Here is a 15,019-nt window from a genome sequence, read left to right as displayed (position 1 = left end):
ACAAAAATCAGGCGTCGTTGCGCAGCACCAGGATCGCGATGTCGTCGCGGGGCTCCTCGACCGAGAAGTTGATCGTCGTCGAGCGCAGCCGGGCCGCCATCACGTCCGCCGGATAGCCCGCCAGCGGGATCGCCGCGTCGCGCAGCCGGTTGGTGCCGAACAGCTCACGGCCGCGGCGGCGCTCTGTCACGCCGTCGGTGTAGAAGATCAGCGAGTCGCCCGGGTTCAGCGTGACGGTGACGTCCGGCGAGGTGATCGTCTCCAGCAGGCCGAGGGCCGTGCCGCCCTCGCCGACGAAGGAGGTCTTGCCGTCCGCGCGGACCAGCACCGACCGGTCGTGGCCCGCCAGGTGCAGGCAGACCTCGAGGTTGGTGCCGGAGCGGACCACCGAGGCCATGGCCAGCGTGCAATAGCGGCCGCCGCCCCGCTGGACCAGCGTGCGGTTGACCCGGCAGAGGATCTCGGTCATCGGCTTGCCGTCGTCGACCAGGATCCGGATCACGTCGCGGACCAGGCCGGTCACCGTCGCGGCCTGGACGCCCTTGCCGGAGACGTCGCCCACGACCACCAGCCAGCTGTCGTCGCCGGCCGGGACCACGTCGTAGAAGTCGCCGCCGACCTCGGAGCCGGTCGGCACGTACTCCGCGGCGAAGCCGATGCCCGGCACGTGCGGCAGCGCCGGGGGCAGCAGCGAGGCCTGCAGGGTGCGGGCGACCTTGTGACGCTCGTCGTGGATCCGGGCGTTGTCGATGGCCAGCGCCGCCCGGCGGGCCACGTCCTCCAGCACCGCCACCTCGTCGCCGTCGTGCCGGTGCCGCTGGAGCCGGCCCACCGCCAGAGTGCCCAGCCGCTGGCCACGGGCGACCAGGGGCACCGCGAAACCCTCCGGGGGCGTGCCGAACATGACCTGCTGGCCCAGCCGGGACGCCTCCTCGAGCCGGGCCAGGATCGAATCCGGTCCCGCCTCGGCGAGGGCCGCGTGCAGCTGCGGCACGGCGGCCTCGTCGGCATGGGTGGCCGCGGCCAGCTGCAACCGCCCCCAGGCGTCCGTGGTGTGCACCGCGCACCACTGGCCCAGCCGGGGCACCACCAGCTGCGGGATGAGCGCCATCGTCAGGTTGACGTCGAGGGACTGGGCGAGCAGCTCGCTGGCCTCGGCCAGGAAGGTCAGCCAGGTCTGCCGGCGCAGGTCGGTACGGCGCAGCCGGTCGTTCTCCAGGTGCAGCGAGAACCGCTCGGCGACGATCGTGGCCAGCGGCTGGGCGTACCCGACCGGGGAGGCGTCCAGTTCCAGCTCACCCGAGTACGGCCGCTGCACCGACAGGGGCACCCGGATCGTCTCGGCGTCGTCCCGGGGCGGCCGCCCGTGCCGCGCCAGCAGTTGCCGGCCGCCACCGTCGCCCCGGTCCAGCCGGACCACGCCGCCGGTCGCGCCGGTGAGCCGGGAGAGCCGGGAGAGCAACTCGGCGGCGAACTCGGCCAGGCTGTCGTCGGTGTGCCGTTCGGGGCTGACCTGGAGCAGCATGGTCAGCTCGCCGACGGTGGGCGCGGCCTCGTCCTCGGCGGTCGGGATGCCGTCGCCGGCGTCGCCCTTGTGCTCCAGCCGGAACCAGACGCCCTTGCCGGGGCCCTGGTGCACGGTGCCCCAGCGGCTCGCGAAGTGATCCACGAGCAGCAGCCCGCGACCACGCTCCGCGACCTCGCCGATGTCCGACTGCTCGTTCTTCGGGCCGACGGCCAGCTGCTCGACCGGGCCCGGGGCGAAGTCGGTCACCGTGACCGTGAGGCCGGCCGGGTCGGCCTCGACCTCGATGTCCAGCTCCGTGCCGGCGTGCACGACCGCGTTCGTGGAGAGCTCGGTGGTCAGCAGCAGCGCCTCGTTGACCAGGGAATCCAGCCCGGATTCCTCGATCACCGAGCGGACCAGGGCGCGCGCCGCGGCGGGCGTACGCCGGTCGTTGGGCAGCCGGACCCGGCGTACGAGAGCTGCCGCGATTCGTCCCGCCTCTACCGACACGTCTGCATCCTCTCCCGCCGACGGGCGATGCACAAAGCCGCACCTCGCGCCGAACTGCCCGGGCGGGGGATGATGGAGCGCCCCAACCCGTTGGACAGCGAGTGAGGACAGCATGACTGCGACCCACCAGGTCAATGTCGGCGTGCCCGACGAGACCGCCGTACTCGTCGAGCTCGCGGAGGCGCTACGCCGGGTCAGCCGAGGCGACCTCAAGGTCCGCCTGCCCCGGCGCAGCGGCGTCGCCGGCGAGGTCGCGGACGCGTTCAACGAGGTCGTGTCGTTGCAGGAGCGGCAGAACCTGGAGGTGCGCCGGATCAGCCGGATCGTCGGCCGGGACGGCCGGCTGACCGAGCGCCTCGACGAGGAGGGCCTGGACGGCGCCTGGGCGGACAGCGCCCGGTCGGTGAACTCGCTGATCGACGACCTGGGCCGGCCGACGACGGAGATCTCCCGGGTCATCGTGGCGGTGGCCGACGGTGACCTGTCGCAGCACATGGCACTCGAGATGGACGGCCGACCCCTGCGGGGTGAATTCCTGCGGATCGGCCGGGTCGTCAACACGATGGTGGACCAGCTGTCCTCGTTCGCCGACGAGGTGACCCGGGTGGCCCGCGAGGTCGGCACCCAGGGTGAGCTCGGTGGCCAGGCCGACGTCCGCGGCGTGGCCGGCACCTGGAAGGACCTGACCGACTCGGTCAACACAATGGCGTCGAACCTGACCCACCAGGTGCGCTCGATCTCGCAGGTGGCGACCGCGATGGCCCGCGGCGACCTGTCGCAGAAGATCACCGTCTCGGCCCGCGGCGAGGTGGCCGAGCTGGCCGACACCATGAACGGCCTCACCGACACCCTGCGGCTCTTCGCCGAGCAGGTGACCCGGGTGGCCCGCGAGGTCGGCACCGAGGGCAAGCTCGGCGGCCAGGCCGAGGTGCCGAACGTGGCCGGCACCTGGAAGGACCTCACCGACTCGGTGAACTCGATGGCCTCCAACCTGACCAGCCAGGTCCGCAACATCGCCCAGGTCTCCACCGCGGTGGCGAAGGGCGACCTGTCGCAGAAGATCACCGTGGCCGCGCAGGGCGAGATCCTCGAGCTGAAGGACACCGTGAACACGATGGTGGACCAGCTGTCGTCGTTCGCCGACGAGGTGACCCGGGTGGCGCGCGAGGTCGGCACCGACGGCCGGCTCGGCGGCCAGGCCCAGGTCCGCGGCGTCTCCGGCACCTGGCGCGACCTCACCGAGAACGTCAACCAGCTCGCCGCCAACCTCACCGACCAGGTCCGCAACATCTCCCAGGTCTCCACGGCGGTGGCGAAGGGCGACCTGTCGCAGAAGATCACGGTGGACGCCCGGGGTGAGATCGCCGAGCTGAAGAACACCGTGAACACGATGGTGGACCAGCTGTCGTCGTTCGCCGACGAGGTGACCCGGGTGGCCCGCGAGGTGGGCTCGGAGGGCAAGCTCGGCGGTCAGGCCGAGGTCAAGGGCGTCTCCGGTACGTGGCGCGACCTCACCGACAACGTGAACTACATGGCCTCCAACCTGACCAGCCAGGTCCGCAACATCGCCTCGGTCACCACCGCCGTGGCCAAGGGCGACCTGGGCCAGAAGATCACGGTGGATGCCCGCGGCGAGATCCTGGAGCTGAAGTCCACGGTCAACACGATGGTGGACCAGCTGTCCTCGTTCGCCGACGAGGTGACCCGGGTGGCCCGCGAGGTCGGCACCGAGGGCAAGCTCGGCGGCCAGGCGCAGGTGCGCGGCGTGGCCGGCACCTGGCGCGACCTGACCGACAACGTCAACTCGATGGCGTCGAACCTGACCGCCCAGGTCCGCAACATCGCCCAGGTGTCCACCGCGGTCGCCCGCGGTGACCTGTCGCAGAAGATCACGGTGGACGCCCAGGGCGAGATCCTGGAGCTGAAGTCGACCGTGAACACGATGGTGGACCAGCTGTCCTCGTTCGCCGACGAGGTGACCCGGGTGGCCCGCGAGGTGGGCTCGGAGGGCAAGCTCGGCGGCCAGGCGCAGGTGCGCGGCGTGGCCGGCACCTGGCGCGACCTGACCGACAACGTGAACTACATGGCGTCGAACCTGACCGCCCAGGTCCGCAACATCGCCTCGGTCACCACGGCCGTGGCCAAGGGCGACATGTCGCAGAAGATCACGGTCGACGCGCGCGGCGAGATCCTCGAGCTCAAGGACACCGTCAACACGATGGTCGACCAGCTCTCCTCGTTCGCCAACGAGGTCACCCGGGTCGGCCGCGAGGTCGGCATCGAGGGCAAGCTGGGCGGTCAGGCCGAGGTCAAGGGCGTTTCCGGTACGTGGCGCGACCTCACCGACAACGTCAACCAGCTCGCCTCCACGCTGACCACCCAGCTGCGCGCCATCGCCGAGGTGTCCACGTCGGTGACCCGCGGTGACCTGACCCAGAGCGTGGCCGTCGAGGCCCAGGGTGAGGTCGCCGAGCTCAAGGACAACATCAACCAGATGATCGTGACGCTGCGGGAGACCACCAAGGCGAACGCCGAGCAGGGCTGGCTGGACTCCAACCTGGCCCGGATCGGCGGCCTGCTGCAGGGCCAGCGGGATCTCGACGAGGTCTGCCGCATGATCATGACCGAGGTGACGCCGCTGGTGGACGCGCAGCTCGGCGCGTTCTTCATGGTCGACCACGAGGAGGCCGTGATGCGCCTGCGGCTGGCCGCCTCGTACGGCTATGTCGCCCGCAACCATGAGGTGACCTTCGGGCCCGGTGAGGGACTTGTCGGCCAGGCCGCGGTCTCCCGCCGTACGATCCGGGTCCGGGCGACCCACGACGGCATCCTGACGATGCGCTCGGGTCTCATGTCGATGCCGCCGAACGACCTGGTCGTGCTGCCGGTGCTGTTCGAGGGCGAGATGCTCGGCGTGATCGAGTTCGCCTCGGTGGCCGCGTTCTCCGGGTTGCACCTGACCTTCCTGGAGCGCCTGGTGGCGGCCATCGGCGTCGCGCTCAACACCATCCAGGCCAACCGGCGCACCGAGGAGTTGCTCGCGCAGTCGCAGCGGCTGGCCCGCGAGATGCAGGACCAGTCGGCCGAGCTGCAGCGCACCAACGCCGAGCTGGAGGACAAGGCGCAGCTGCTCAGCGAGCAGAAGGGCAACATCGAGACGAAGAACCGGGAGATCGAGCTGGCCCGCCTCGGCCTGGAGGAGAAGGCGCAGCAGCTGTCCCGGGCCTCGGCCTACAAGACCGAGTTCCTCGCGAACATGAGCCACGAGCTGCGGACCCCGCTCAACTCGCTGCTGCTGCTGGCCCGGCTGCTCGCCGACAACCCCGAGCACAACCTGACCGAGAAGCAGATCGAGTTCGCCCGGACCATCCACAGCGCCGGCTCGGACCTGCTGTCGCTGATCGACGACATCCTCGACCTCAGCAAGATCGAGGCCGGCCGGATGGACGTCGAGCCGGACCAGGTCGACTTCGACGGCGTCCGCAGCTACGTCGAGCAGGCCTTCGCCCCGCAGGCCGACGAGAAGGGCCTGGAGTTCCGGGTGGACGTCTCGGCCGACCTGCCGGAGTCGATCGTCACCGACGCCCAGCGGCTCCAGCAGATCCTGCGCAACCTGCTCTCCAACGCGGTCAAGTTCACCGACAACGGCTCGGTGACGCTGAGCATCCACCCGGCGCCGGCCGGCACCGACTTCGACATCCCGGCGCTGGCCGCGGCCCGGCAGGTGGTGGCGTTCGCGGTCACCGACACCGGGATCGGCATCTCCGACGAGAAGCTCAGCCTGATCTTCGAGGCGTTCCAGCAGGCGGACGGCACCACCAGCCGCAAGTACGGCGGCACCGGCCTGGGCCTGTCGATCAGCCGGGAGTTCGCGGCGCTGCTCGGCGGCACGATCGTCGTCTCCTCGGTGCCCGGCGAGGGCTCGACCTTCACGCTCTACATGCCGGACGCGCTGGTCGGCGACACCATCCCGGCGCCGTCGCTGCCCCAGCTCTCGTCGTCGAGCTCGGCCGGCCAGCCGCGCCGGGCGCTGTCCTCGCTGGACCTGCCGCTGATCACGGCCCGCCCGGAGCTGGAGACGCACACGGTCAGCCCGGCCAGCCGGCAGCTCGACGGCGCCACGGTGCTGATCGTCGACGACGACGTGCGCAACGTCTTCGCGCTCACCAGCGCCCTGGAGATGCACGGCCTGAACGTCCTGTACTCCGACAACGGCGTGGACGGGGTGCGGCTGCTGGCCGAGCACCCGGAGGTCGACATCGTGCTGATGGACGCGATGATGCCGGAGCAGGACGGCTACGAGACAACCCGCGGAATCCGCCGCAATCAGCGCTTCGCGGACCTACCGGTAGTGTTCCTGACAGCGAAGGCGATGCCCGGCGACCGGGAGTCGGCGCTCGCGGCGGGCGCGAGCGACTACATCACCAAGCCCGTCGACCTGGACGAGCTGATCGAGCTGATGGCCCGATGGGTGAACGCGTCCGACACTGCCGGGACGGAGACCGAGAATGGCTGAGCGGGCGAAGGCGCTGCTGGTCGATGACCGGCGCGACAACCTGCTGGCCCTGGAGGCGATCCTGCAGGGTCTGCCGGTGCAGGCGGTCGCGGTGGAGAGCGGCGAGGCAGCCCTCAAGCAGCTGCTCACGGACGACTTCGCGGTGATCCTGCTGGACGCCCAGATGCCCAACATGGACGGGTTCGAGACGGCCGGGCACATCAAGCGCCGGGAACGCACCCGGCACGTGCCGATCCTGTTCCTGACGGCGGCCGACCGCGACGCCCAGCTGGCGCTGCGCGGGTATGCGGTGGGCGCGGTGGACTACCTGACCAAGCCGTTCGACCCGTGGGTGCTGCGGGCCAAGGTGTCCATCTTCGTCGAGCTGTGGACCAAGACCCAGCAGCTCAAGGCGCAGGCGGAGGCCAGCCGGGAGCGGGACGCGCAGTGGCAGCGCCTGACCGACCTGGTCGACGAAGCGGCCCGGGCGCTGCGAGCCGGCGGCGACGAGGCCGCCGGCGAGGCGCTGGAGCTGCTCGAGAAGGCCCGCTGGGGCAACTAACCCTGGCGCAGCTCGGCGATCACCGGGGCGAAGCGCACCTCCGGCGAGCCGCCGTGCGCGCGCAGCCGCCCCACCATCTCGGCCAGGTCCTGTTCCGTCGACTGTGGCGGCAGCCCCATGGCCACGATGTCGGCCTGTTCGGCGGCCAGCCGGAGCATCCCCGGCTTGGCGGCCGCCACCAGGATCGGCGTGCTGTCCGGGCCTTCCCGGACGGCCCGGATGGTGTCCGCCACCCGCCGCAGCCGCTCGCCCGGCGTGCCGAACGGCGCACCCAGCGTTGCCGCGTCCTGCTCGGCGCCCGGACGTCCGCCCCCGAGGCCCAGCTCGAAGCGGCCGCCGCTGAGCAGTTGCAGGCTCCGGGTCTCCCACGCGACCAGGCCCGGCGTGCGGTTCGGCGCGCTGAGCACGTACGTGCCCAGCCGCAGCGTGCTGGTGCGCGCCGCCGCCGAGGCCAGGGCCGCGAACGGCGACAGGGTCTGCACGCCGTCGGGCACGAGCAGGATGTCGTAGCCGAGCTCTTCCGCCTGTTGCGCGATGCCGACCCACTCCGCGCCGGTCCGGGCCGTTGCCGCCACCACGCCGAATCGAAATGTCATGGCGTCAGGCTGCCGCCGGCCGCGGGCGGTGTCGTCATCCCGGGAGCGGCTCCGCGGCTACGCCCGGCAACGTAGCCCGGCCGGGAGCCGACAGGAAGTTGTCAGGTAGAACTCGAGATCATCAGGGCGCTGCGCAGGCCGGTGATGTCCAGCACGCGGAGCAGGAAGTCGCCGACGTTGGCCAGGGCCAGCACCGCGCGGGCATGCTGGGCCTTACGGGAGAGCACCACCAGGGTGCCCAGACCCTGCGAGTCGCAGAACGTCACGCCGGACATGTCGAGCACGATCCGGGAGGGTGGTTCCAGCAGAGTTTCGTTCACCATGGCCGACAATTTGGTGACCGTGAGCACGTCGATCTCGCCGGCGAGGTGGAAGACAACCTCGTCGGGGGTTTGCTCAACCGCGATGGACAGCTCCGGTCGCTCCACCGGGTCAGCGTATCGCGGGCGAGGGAATCCAGCCTGTTGGGCATGGTTCATCCACCCGTACCGACCCACCGATCGTGACCTGTACAACGCGCCTGCGGGGCTGCCAGGGCAGCCGGCGGCCGGCGCTGACAGAATGGGAATCGCCGTGACCACCTCATACCGCGCCGCGGGCAGTCCGTACCCGGACGAGGCCCCGGTCTCCCAGGCCCTGTTCGACCGCGCCATCGGCATCGTGCCCGGCGGGGTCAATTCACCCGTGCGTGCGTTCAAGTCCGTGGGCGGTACGCCCCGGTTCATGGTGCGTGGCGAGGGTCCGTGGATGGTCGACGCCGACGGGCGCCGCTACGTGGACCTGGTCTGCTCGTGGGGTCCGCTGATCCACGGGCACGCCCATCCGGCGATCGTCGCCGCGGTGCAGGCCGCCGCCGCGCTCGGCACCAGCTTCGGCACCCCGACCGAGGGCGAGGTGGAGCTGGCCGAGGAGATCGTCCGGCGCACCCCGGTCGAGCAGGTGCGCCTGGTCAGCTCGGGCACCGAGGCGACCATGACCGCGATCCGGCTGGCCCGCGGCTTCACCGGGCGCAGCAAGATCGTGAAGTTCGCCGGCTGCTACCACGGCCACGTCGACGCGCTGCTGGCCGCGGCCGGCTCCGGCGTCGCCACCCTGGGCCTGCCGGACTCGCCCGGGGTCACCGGTGCGGCGGCCAGCGAGACCATCGTGCTGCCCTACAACGACATCGCGGCGGTCGAGGCGGTCTTCCGCGACAACAACGACATCGCCGCGATCATCACCGAGGCCGCGGCCGGCAACATGGGCGTGATCGCGCCGCGCGAGGGCTTCAACCGGCGGCTGGCCGAGCTGGCCCACGCGAATGGCGCGCTGCTCATCGTCGACGAGGTGATGACCGGCTTCCGGGTGGCTCCGGGTGGCTGGCACGAGCTCGATCCGGCGGACGCCGACCTGTTCACGTACGGCAAGGTCATGGGTGGTGGGCTGCCCGCCGCGGCCTTCGGCGGCCGCACCGAGATCATGTCCCGGCTGGCCCCGGCTGGGCCGGTCTACCAGGCCGGCACGCTCTCCGGCAACCCGCTGGCCTGCGCGGCCGGGCTGACCAGCCTGCGGCTGGCCGACGACGCCGTCTACAAGCGGCTCGACGAGCTCTCCGCGACGGTGGGCGCGCTCGCCTCGGACGCGCTGAACACCGCGGGCGTCCCGCACCGGCTCTCCTTCGCCGGCAACATGTTCTCGATCTTCTTCACGGACGTCGAGGTCGTCGACTACGACTCGGCGAAGACCCAGGACGCGGGCGCGTTCAAGGCGTTCTTCCACGCGATGCTGTCCCGCGGGGTATATCTGCCGCCGAGCGCGTTCGAGTCCTGGTTCGTGTCGGCGGCGCTGAACGACGCCGCGTTGGAGCAGATCGGCGCGGCGCTGCCGGCGGCAGCGCGCGCGGCCGCCGCAGCGGGGGGAGCAACACCTTGAGCGAGCCGACCCGGACCACGGTGCACGTGCTGCGGCACGGCGAGGTCTACAACCCGGGCAAGATCCTGTACGGTCGCCTGCCCGATTTCCACCTCTCCGAGCTGGGCCGGCAGATGGCGAAGGCGGCCACCGAGGCACTCGCCGACCGGGACGTCACGCACGTGGTGGCGAGCCCGCTGGAGCGCGCGCAGGAGACGGCCGAGCCGTTCGCCGCCCACTTCAAGCTGGAGACGGCCACCGACACCCGGCTGATCGAGAGCGCGAACTTCTTCGAGGGCAAGAAGGTGTCGGTCGGCGACGGCGCGTTCTCCAACCCGCGCAACTGGTGGGTGCTGCGTGACCCGATCACCCCGTCCTGGGGCGAGGCGTACCTGGTGATCGCGCAGCGGATGTTCGCCGCGGTGCAGGCCGCCCGGGTCGCCGCCGAGGGTCACGAGGCGGTCTGCGTCTCGCACCAGCTGCCCATCTGGACCCTGCGCCGCTACGTGGAGAAGAAGCGCCTCTGGCACGACCCGCGCCGCCGGCAGTGCGGGCTGGCCAGCCTGACCTCGTTCGTCTTCGAGGACGCCAAGATCGTGGGCATCGAGTATGCGGAGCCCGCCGCCGCGCTGGTGGCCATGTCACCCGGCGCCCGGACGGCCAAGGGGGCGTGACCGTGCGCCGGCTTCCCGCAGTCGTCGTCGCCGCCATGGTGGCCGCCGGCGCCCTGACCGGCTGCGGGGGCGAGAGCTGGGAAAAGGCGTGCTCGACAAACGCCGACGGCGTCATCGAGTGCAGCACCGACCAGCGCCCCGAGGCCCGCGCGGTCACCGGTGAGCTGCTCGACGGCGGCGACTACGACGTCACCCAGGACCGCGGCAAGGTCGTCGTGGTCAACTTCTGGGGCTCCTGGTGCAACCCGTGCCGGGCCGAGGCGGACGACCTGGAGCAGACGTACCAGGCGACCAAGGCGCAGCAGGTGGCCTTCGTCGGGGTCAACTCGCGCGACGACCGGGACGCCGCCAAGGCGTTCGAGCGGGGCTTCGGGGTGACCTACCCGAGCATCTTCGACCACGACGGCAGCGTCGCGCTCAAGTTCGACGTCACCCAGGTCGCCACCCCGTCGACGCTGGTGCTGGACCGGCAGGGCCGGATCGCCGCGGCCGTGCGCAAGCCCGTCACGGTCGACCTGCTCCGCCCGCTGGTCGAGCGGATCGCCGCGGAGACCCCGGCCTGATGGGCGCGACCTTCGCCGACGCGGCCAGCACCGGCCCGCTGCTGCTGGCGATCGGTGCCGCCCTGATCGCCGGGGTGGTCAGCTTCCTGTCGCCCTGCGTGCTGCCGCTGATGCCCGGCTACCTCTCGTACGTGACCGGCCTGGCCGGCGCCGACCTGGACGCCGCGCTGGGGGTGCGGCCGAAGGACGAGCCCGCCGGCGGATCCGTGGCGGTGCGGACCCGGGAGCCGCAGACCCGGGCCGGCGGCCGGGGCCGGGTGCTGGCCGGGACGGTGCTGTTCGTCGTCGGTTTCTCCGTGGTCTTCATGCTGCTGGCCACGCTGGTCGCCAACATCGGGCTGGCGCTCAAGACCCACGAGCGCACCCTCAACATCGTGCTCGGCGTGCTGATCATCGGGCTCGGCCTGATGTTCCTCGGCCTGGTCCCCGGCATGCAGGGCCAGGCCCGGATCTCCTGGCTGCCCAACGCGGGCCTGGCCGGAGCGCCGATCCTGGGCGCGCTGTTCGGGCTCTCCTGGCTGCCCTGCACCGGGCCCACCCTCGGCGCGGTCCTCGGCCTGGCCACCACCAGCGGGCAGACCGACCGCGCGGTGGTGCTGGCGCTGGCCTACAGCCTCGGGCTGGGGGTGCCGTTCGTGCTGTTCGGACTCTTCTTCCGGCGGCTGCTCGGGGTCTTCAAGGCGGTCCGCCGCAACAGCCGGTGGGTGACCCGGATCGGCGGCGTGCTGCTCATCGCGGTCGGGCTGGCGCTGGTCACCGGCGGCTGGAACGACTTCCTGATCTGGCTGGTGACCACCTTCAACTACGACGCGGGGACGCTGCTGTGACCGTCGTCGAGGAACGCCCGACGCCCGCGGCCGAGCCACCGCCGCGCCGGCCCCACCGGCTCCGGGCGCTGCTGCGCAACTCCTGGCGCCAGCTCACCAGCATGCGGACCGCGCTGGTGCTGCTGTTCCTGCTGGCCGTGGCGGCGATCCCGGGCTCGGTGCTGCCGCAGCGCGCGGTCAACGTCGAGAACGTCGCCGGCTACTTCCGCGACCACCCCGACCTGGCGCCGTTCCTGGACCGGCTGGGCGGGTTCGACGTGTACGCGTCGCCCTGGTTCGCGTCGATCTACCTGCTGCTGTTCACCTCGCTGGTGGGCTGCGTGGTGCCGCGGCTGCTGGACCACTTCCGCGCGCTGCGCACCGTACCCCCGGACGCTCCTCGCCGGCTGGAGCGACTGCCGCAGCACGCGGCGGCAGAGCAGCGACCCGGCGATCCGGCCGGCACGGCCGCGACCGTCGCGGCCGGCCTGCGCCGCCGCCGCTTCCGCACCGTCGTGCGCGAGCAGCCGGACGGCACCTGGACGGTCGCGGCCGAGAAGGGTTTCCTCAAGGAGACCGGCAACCTGCTCTTCCACTTCGCCCTGCTCGCGGTGCTGATCGGGGTGGGCTTCGGGCACTGGTACGGCTGGCACGGCAACCGCCTCCTGGTGCAGGGCACCGACCTGGGCTTCTGCAACTCGGTGACGCAGTACGACGAGTCCTCGCTCGGCCCCCGGCTGGACGCGGCCGACCTGCCGTTCTTCTGCCTGCGGCTGACCGACTTCCACGCCAGCTACCAGAGCAACGGCCAGCCGAAGTCGTTCGGCGCGGACGCCGAGGTGCAGACCGAGCAGGACGGCCCGTGGCGCCCGACCGAGTTCACGGTCAACCACCCGCTGCGCCTCGCCCAGGCCAACGTGCACCTGCTCGGCCACGGCTACGCGCCGGTCCTGCGCTACACCGACCGGTTCGGCGCGCAGCAGACCAAGATCGTGCCGTTCCTGCCCCGCGACCAGATGCTGACCAGCGAGGGCGTCGCGCAGTTCCCGGACGTCAACATCGACCCGAAGACCAACAAGCGCGACGAGGATTTGCAGGTCGCCTTCGAGGGCGTGTTCCTGCCCACGGTGGACCCGAAGGGCGGCGTGACCTCGATCTTCCCCGCCGAACGGGACCCGGTGCTGTACCTGTCGGCGTACCGGGGCAACCTCGGCGTCGACGCCGGCCTGCCCGGCTCGATCTACGCGCTGGACCGCACCCAGCTGGCCAACGGCCAGCTGAAGAAGGTCAGCGCGGAACGCCCGCAGCGGCTCGCAGTCGGCGAGTCCTGGACCCTGGACGACGGCACCAAGCTGGAGTTCGTCGGCACCCGGCAGTTCGCCACCCTCGCGGTCCGCTACGACCCCACCCAGCCGCTGGTGCTGGGCGGCGCGGTGCTGGGCCTGCTGGGGCTGATGCTGTCGCTGGCCGGGCACCGCCGCCGGGTGTGGTTCCGGGTTTCGCCCCCTGAGAAGTCGGAACCGGGCGCCGGCGGTAGTTTGATGGAGGCCGGCGGCCTGCCGCGCACCGACTATCCGGGCTTCCAGGAGGAGTTCGAGCAGGTCGTGGCGGCAGCCCGGGACGATGAGAGGACGCCGTAGTGGCGGAGTTGTCTGACCAGTTGATGGCCTTCACCGTGCTGGCTTACCTGGCGGCGATGGTCTGCTACGCCGCCGAGTACGCATTCGGCAACCGCAGCCACATCGGCCGCGCAGCCACCCGCGAGCTCGTGGGCGCGGGCGCCCCGGTGCCACCGGACGCCACGGAAATCCCGCCGCAGCCGCCACGCGACCGCGGGGTGCTGCTCGGCCTGATCGCGGTGGGCCTCAACTGGCTGGCCTTCGCACTGCACCTGGGCACGGTGGTCACCCGAGGCATCGCGGCGGACCGGATGCCCTGGGGCAACATGTACGAGTTCATCCTCGCGGTGACGCTCGTCGGCTCGGCGGTCTGGCTGGGCGTCCTGACCCGCAAACCAGCCGTCCGCCACCTCGGCCTGTTCGCGGCGCTGGCGCTGGTGGTGCTGCTCGGCGCGGCGGGGCTGATCGCGTACACCCCGGTGGGCCCGCTGGTGCCGGCGCTGAACTCGTACTGGTACATCGTGCACGTATCAACAATCATCGTGGCCTCGGGCATCTTCCTGATCGGCGCGGTGCCGGCGGCGATGTTTCTGGTCCGGGCCGGCTATGACGCGGGCAATCGGTCGTTCCCGTACACGCTGGGGGCGAGGGTGCCGTCGGCGCAGGTGCTGGAGCGGTTGACTTTCCGGTTGCATGCGTTCGCGTTCCCGCTGTTCACGTTCGGGGCTTTGATCGCTGGGCCGTTGTGGGCTGAGGCTTCGTGGGGGCGGTATTGGGGGTGGGACCCCAAGGAGGTGTGGGCGTTCATCTCATGGGTGGTCTACGCGGCGTACCTGCACGCCAGAGCGACGCCGAGCGTGCGGCGGAGCACGGCGACCTGGATCGCGCTGATCGGTTTCGTGACCATGTTGATGAATCTGTTCGGGGTCAATTTGTTCTTCGAGGGGCTGCATTCCTACGCCAACGCCGGCGGGTAGGGCTCTTACTTTTCCTGGTCGTCGCTCTCGCTGATTCGCTTGCCCGCTGGTTCTTGTAGCTGCGGGGTCGTGGGCCTGAGCGTTGCGTAGCAACGTCTACCTCGATGCCCACGTTTGTCGCGTCTGTGAGCGCTCCGCCGTCTACAGCTCCCGCACCTCACCTCGCCGCGTCGCCACACCGCCTGGACCTTGTGGCGCTGGGGCGGACCTGATTGCAGCGCCACATGTGTCCACCGCGAGGTCTACGTCCGGCATACCCGCGAGTGGACCTCTCGCCTCGTCTCGCCGCGCCCGCCCGCGCCGTCTCGCCCGTCTCGCCCCGCCGCGCCCGCCCCGGCCGCGCCTGTCTCGCCGCGCCGCCCCGCCGCGCCCGGCCCGGCAGCCTCGCGCAGCGTTGCCGGCACCGCGCTTTGCCTCACCGCGCGTCCGACCCGACCCGCGCCGCGTTGACCCCGCCGCGCATACCGCGCCTCCCGCGCTTCGCCTCGCTTCGCGGCGCGTTGCGTCGCCTGAATCTTGTGGCGCAGGGGTGCGGAGCTGACCGCAGCGGCACGAAGTCCACCAACAGTCGCTGCACCCGCCCCGCCGCGACCGGATCTTGTCGCGTTGAGGTGCGGAGCTGACCGCAGCGCTACAACGTCCACCGCGACGGCCACGTCCGGCGTGTCCGCAAGCGGCACCCCCTGCTTCTGGCGGCCCTGCTTTCTGACGTGCCCGTCTTGCGCGTGCCCGTCTTGCGCGTGCCCGTCTTGCGCGTGCCCGTCTTGCGCGTGCCCGTCTTGCGCGTGCCCGTCTTGCGCGTGCCCGTCTTGCGCGTGCC

General features: G+C 71.3%; 11 protein-coding genes and 1 pseudogene. 9 read left to right on the top strand and 3 right to left on the bottom strand.

What is annotated here, in order from left to right:
• Positions 1-7 precede the first annotated feature (7 nt).
• Complete coding sequence (locus ACIBQZ_RS20850) at positions 8-2,017, bottom strand: SpoIIE family protein phosphatase (protein ID WP_396090379.1); 2,010 nt, start codon at positions 2,015-2,017, stop codon at positions 8-10.
• A 112-nt stretch (positions 2,018-2,129) separates the two neighbouring features.
• On the opposite strand from ACIBQZ_RS20850, the gene ACIBQZ_RS20845 reads away from it, so the two are divergent.
• Positions 2,130-6,533 carry a HAMP domain-containing protein gene (locus ACIBQZ_RS20845; RefSeq protein WP_396090378.1) on the top strand — a complete coding sequence of 1,468 codons (4,404 nt, stop codon included), beginning with the start codon at positions 2,130-2,132 and terminating at the stop codon, positions 6,531-6,533.
• Positions 6,526-7,074, top strand: coding sequence for a two-component system response regulator (locus ACIBQZ_RS20840; protein ID WP_396090377.1), 549 nt, complete (start codon positions 6,526-6,528; stop codon positions 7,072-7,074). Before ACIBQZ_RS20845 ends, ACIBQZ_RS20840 begins: the two co-directional genes overlap by 8 nt.
• On the opposite strand, the gene ACIBQZ_RS20835 is transcribed toward ACIBQZ_RS20840, so the two are convergent.
• Together ACIBQZ_RS20835 and ACIBQZ_RS20830 are read right to left on the bottom strand one after the other, a co-directional pair.
• Positions 7,071-7,670: an LLM class flavin-dependent oxidoreductase gene (locus ACIBQZ_RS20835; protein WP_396090376.1), complete on the bottom strand. Its 600-nt coding sequence runs from the start codon at positions 7,668-7,670 to the stop codon at positions 7,071-7,073. The two genes, ACIBQZ_RS20840 and ACIBQZ_RS20835, sit on opposite strands and share 4 nt — an antisense overlap.
• Before the next feature lie 101 nt (positions 7,671-7,771).
• Positions 7,772-8,098: an STAS domain-containing protein gene (locus ACIBQZ_RS20830; RefSeq protein ID WP_396090375.1), complete on the bottom strand. Its 327-nt coding sequence runs from the start codon at positions 8,096-8,098 to the stop codon at positions 7,772-7,774.
• A gap of 133 nt (positions 8,099-8,231) precedes the next feature.
• On the opposite strand from ACIBQZ_RS20830, the gene hemL reads away from it, so the two are divergent.
• The 7 genes and pseudogenes from hemL to ACIBQZ_RS20795 all read left to right on the top strand — a co-directional run.
• Positions 8,232-9,581 carry a glutamate-1-semialdehyde 2,1-aminomutase gene (hemL, locus tag ACIBQZ_RS20825; protein WP_396090374.1) on the top strand — a complete coding sequence of 450 codons (1,350 nt, stop codon included), beginning with the start codon at positions 8,232-8,234 and terminating at the stop codon, positions 9,579-9,581.
• Positions 9,578-10,234, top strand: a complete 657-nt coding sequence (locus ACIBQZ_RS20820; protein WP_396090373.1) for a histidine phosphatase family protein — start codon at positions 9,578-9,580, stop codon at positions 10,232-10,234. Before hemL ends, ACIBQZ_RS20820 begins: the two co-directional genes overlap by 4 nt.
• Entirely contained in the window at positions 10,231-10,797 is a 567-nt protein-coding gene (locus ACIBQZ_RS20815) for a TlpA family protein disulfide reductase (protein WP_396090372.1), read from the top strand. Before ACIBQZ_RS20820 ends, ACIBQZ_RS20815 begins: the two co-directional genes overlap by 4 nt.
• Positions 10,797-11,624 (top strand): cytochrome c biogenesis CcdA family protein, encoded by an 828-nt coding sequence (locus ACIBQZ_RS20810; protein ID WP_396090371.1) that lies wholly within the window; start codon positions 10,797-10,799, stop codon positions 11,622-11,624. The genes ACIBQZ_RS20815 and ACIBQZ_RS20810 overlap by 1 nt, the downstream gene beginning before the upstream one ends.
• Positions 11,621-13,243 (top strand): cytochrome c biogenesis protein ResB, encoded by a 1,623-nt coding sequence (locus ACIBQZ_RS20805; protein ID WP_396090370.1) that lies wholly within the window; start codon positions 11,621-11,623, stop codon positions 13,241-13,243. The genes ACIBQZ_RS20810 and ACIBQZ_RS20805 overlap by 4 nt, the downstream gene beginning before the upstream one ends.
• Positions 13,243-14,199, top strand: coding sequence for a c-type cytochrome biogenesis protein CcsB (gene ccsB / locus ACIBQZ_RS20800; RefSeq protein ID WP_396090369.1), 957 nt, complete (start codon positions 13,243-13,245; stop codon positions 14,197-14,199). Before ACIBQZ_RS20805 ends, ccsB begins: the two co-directional genes overlap by 1 nt.
• 724 nt (positions 14,200-14,923) lie before the next feature.
• Positions 14,924-15,019: pseudogene (locus ACIBQZ_RS20795) on the top strand (pentapeptide repeat-containing protein); the annotation flags it as partial.

Origin of the sequence: Actinoplanes sp. NPDC049599 (assembly GCF_044465625.1) — a bacterium.
Lineage (GTDB): Bacteria > Actinomycetota > Actinomycetes > Mycobacteriales > Micromonosporaceae > Actinoplanes.
This window is presented reverse-complemented; position numbering and strand designations above follow the sequence as displayed.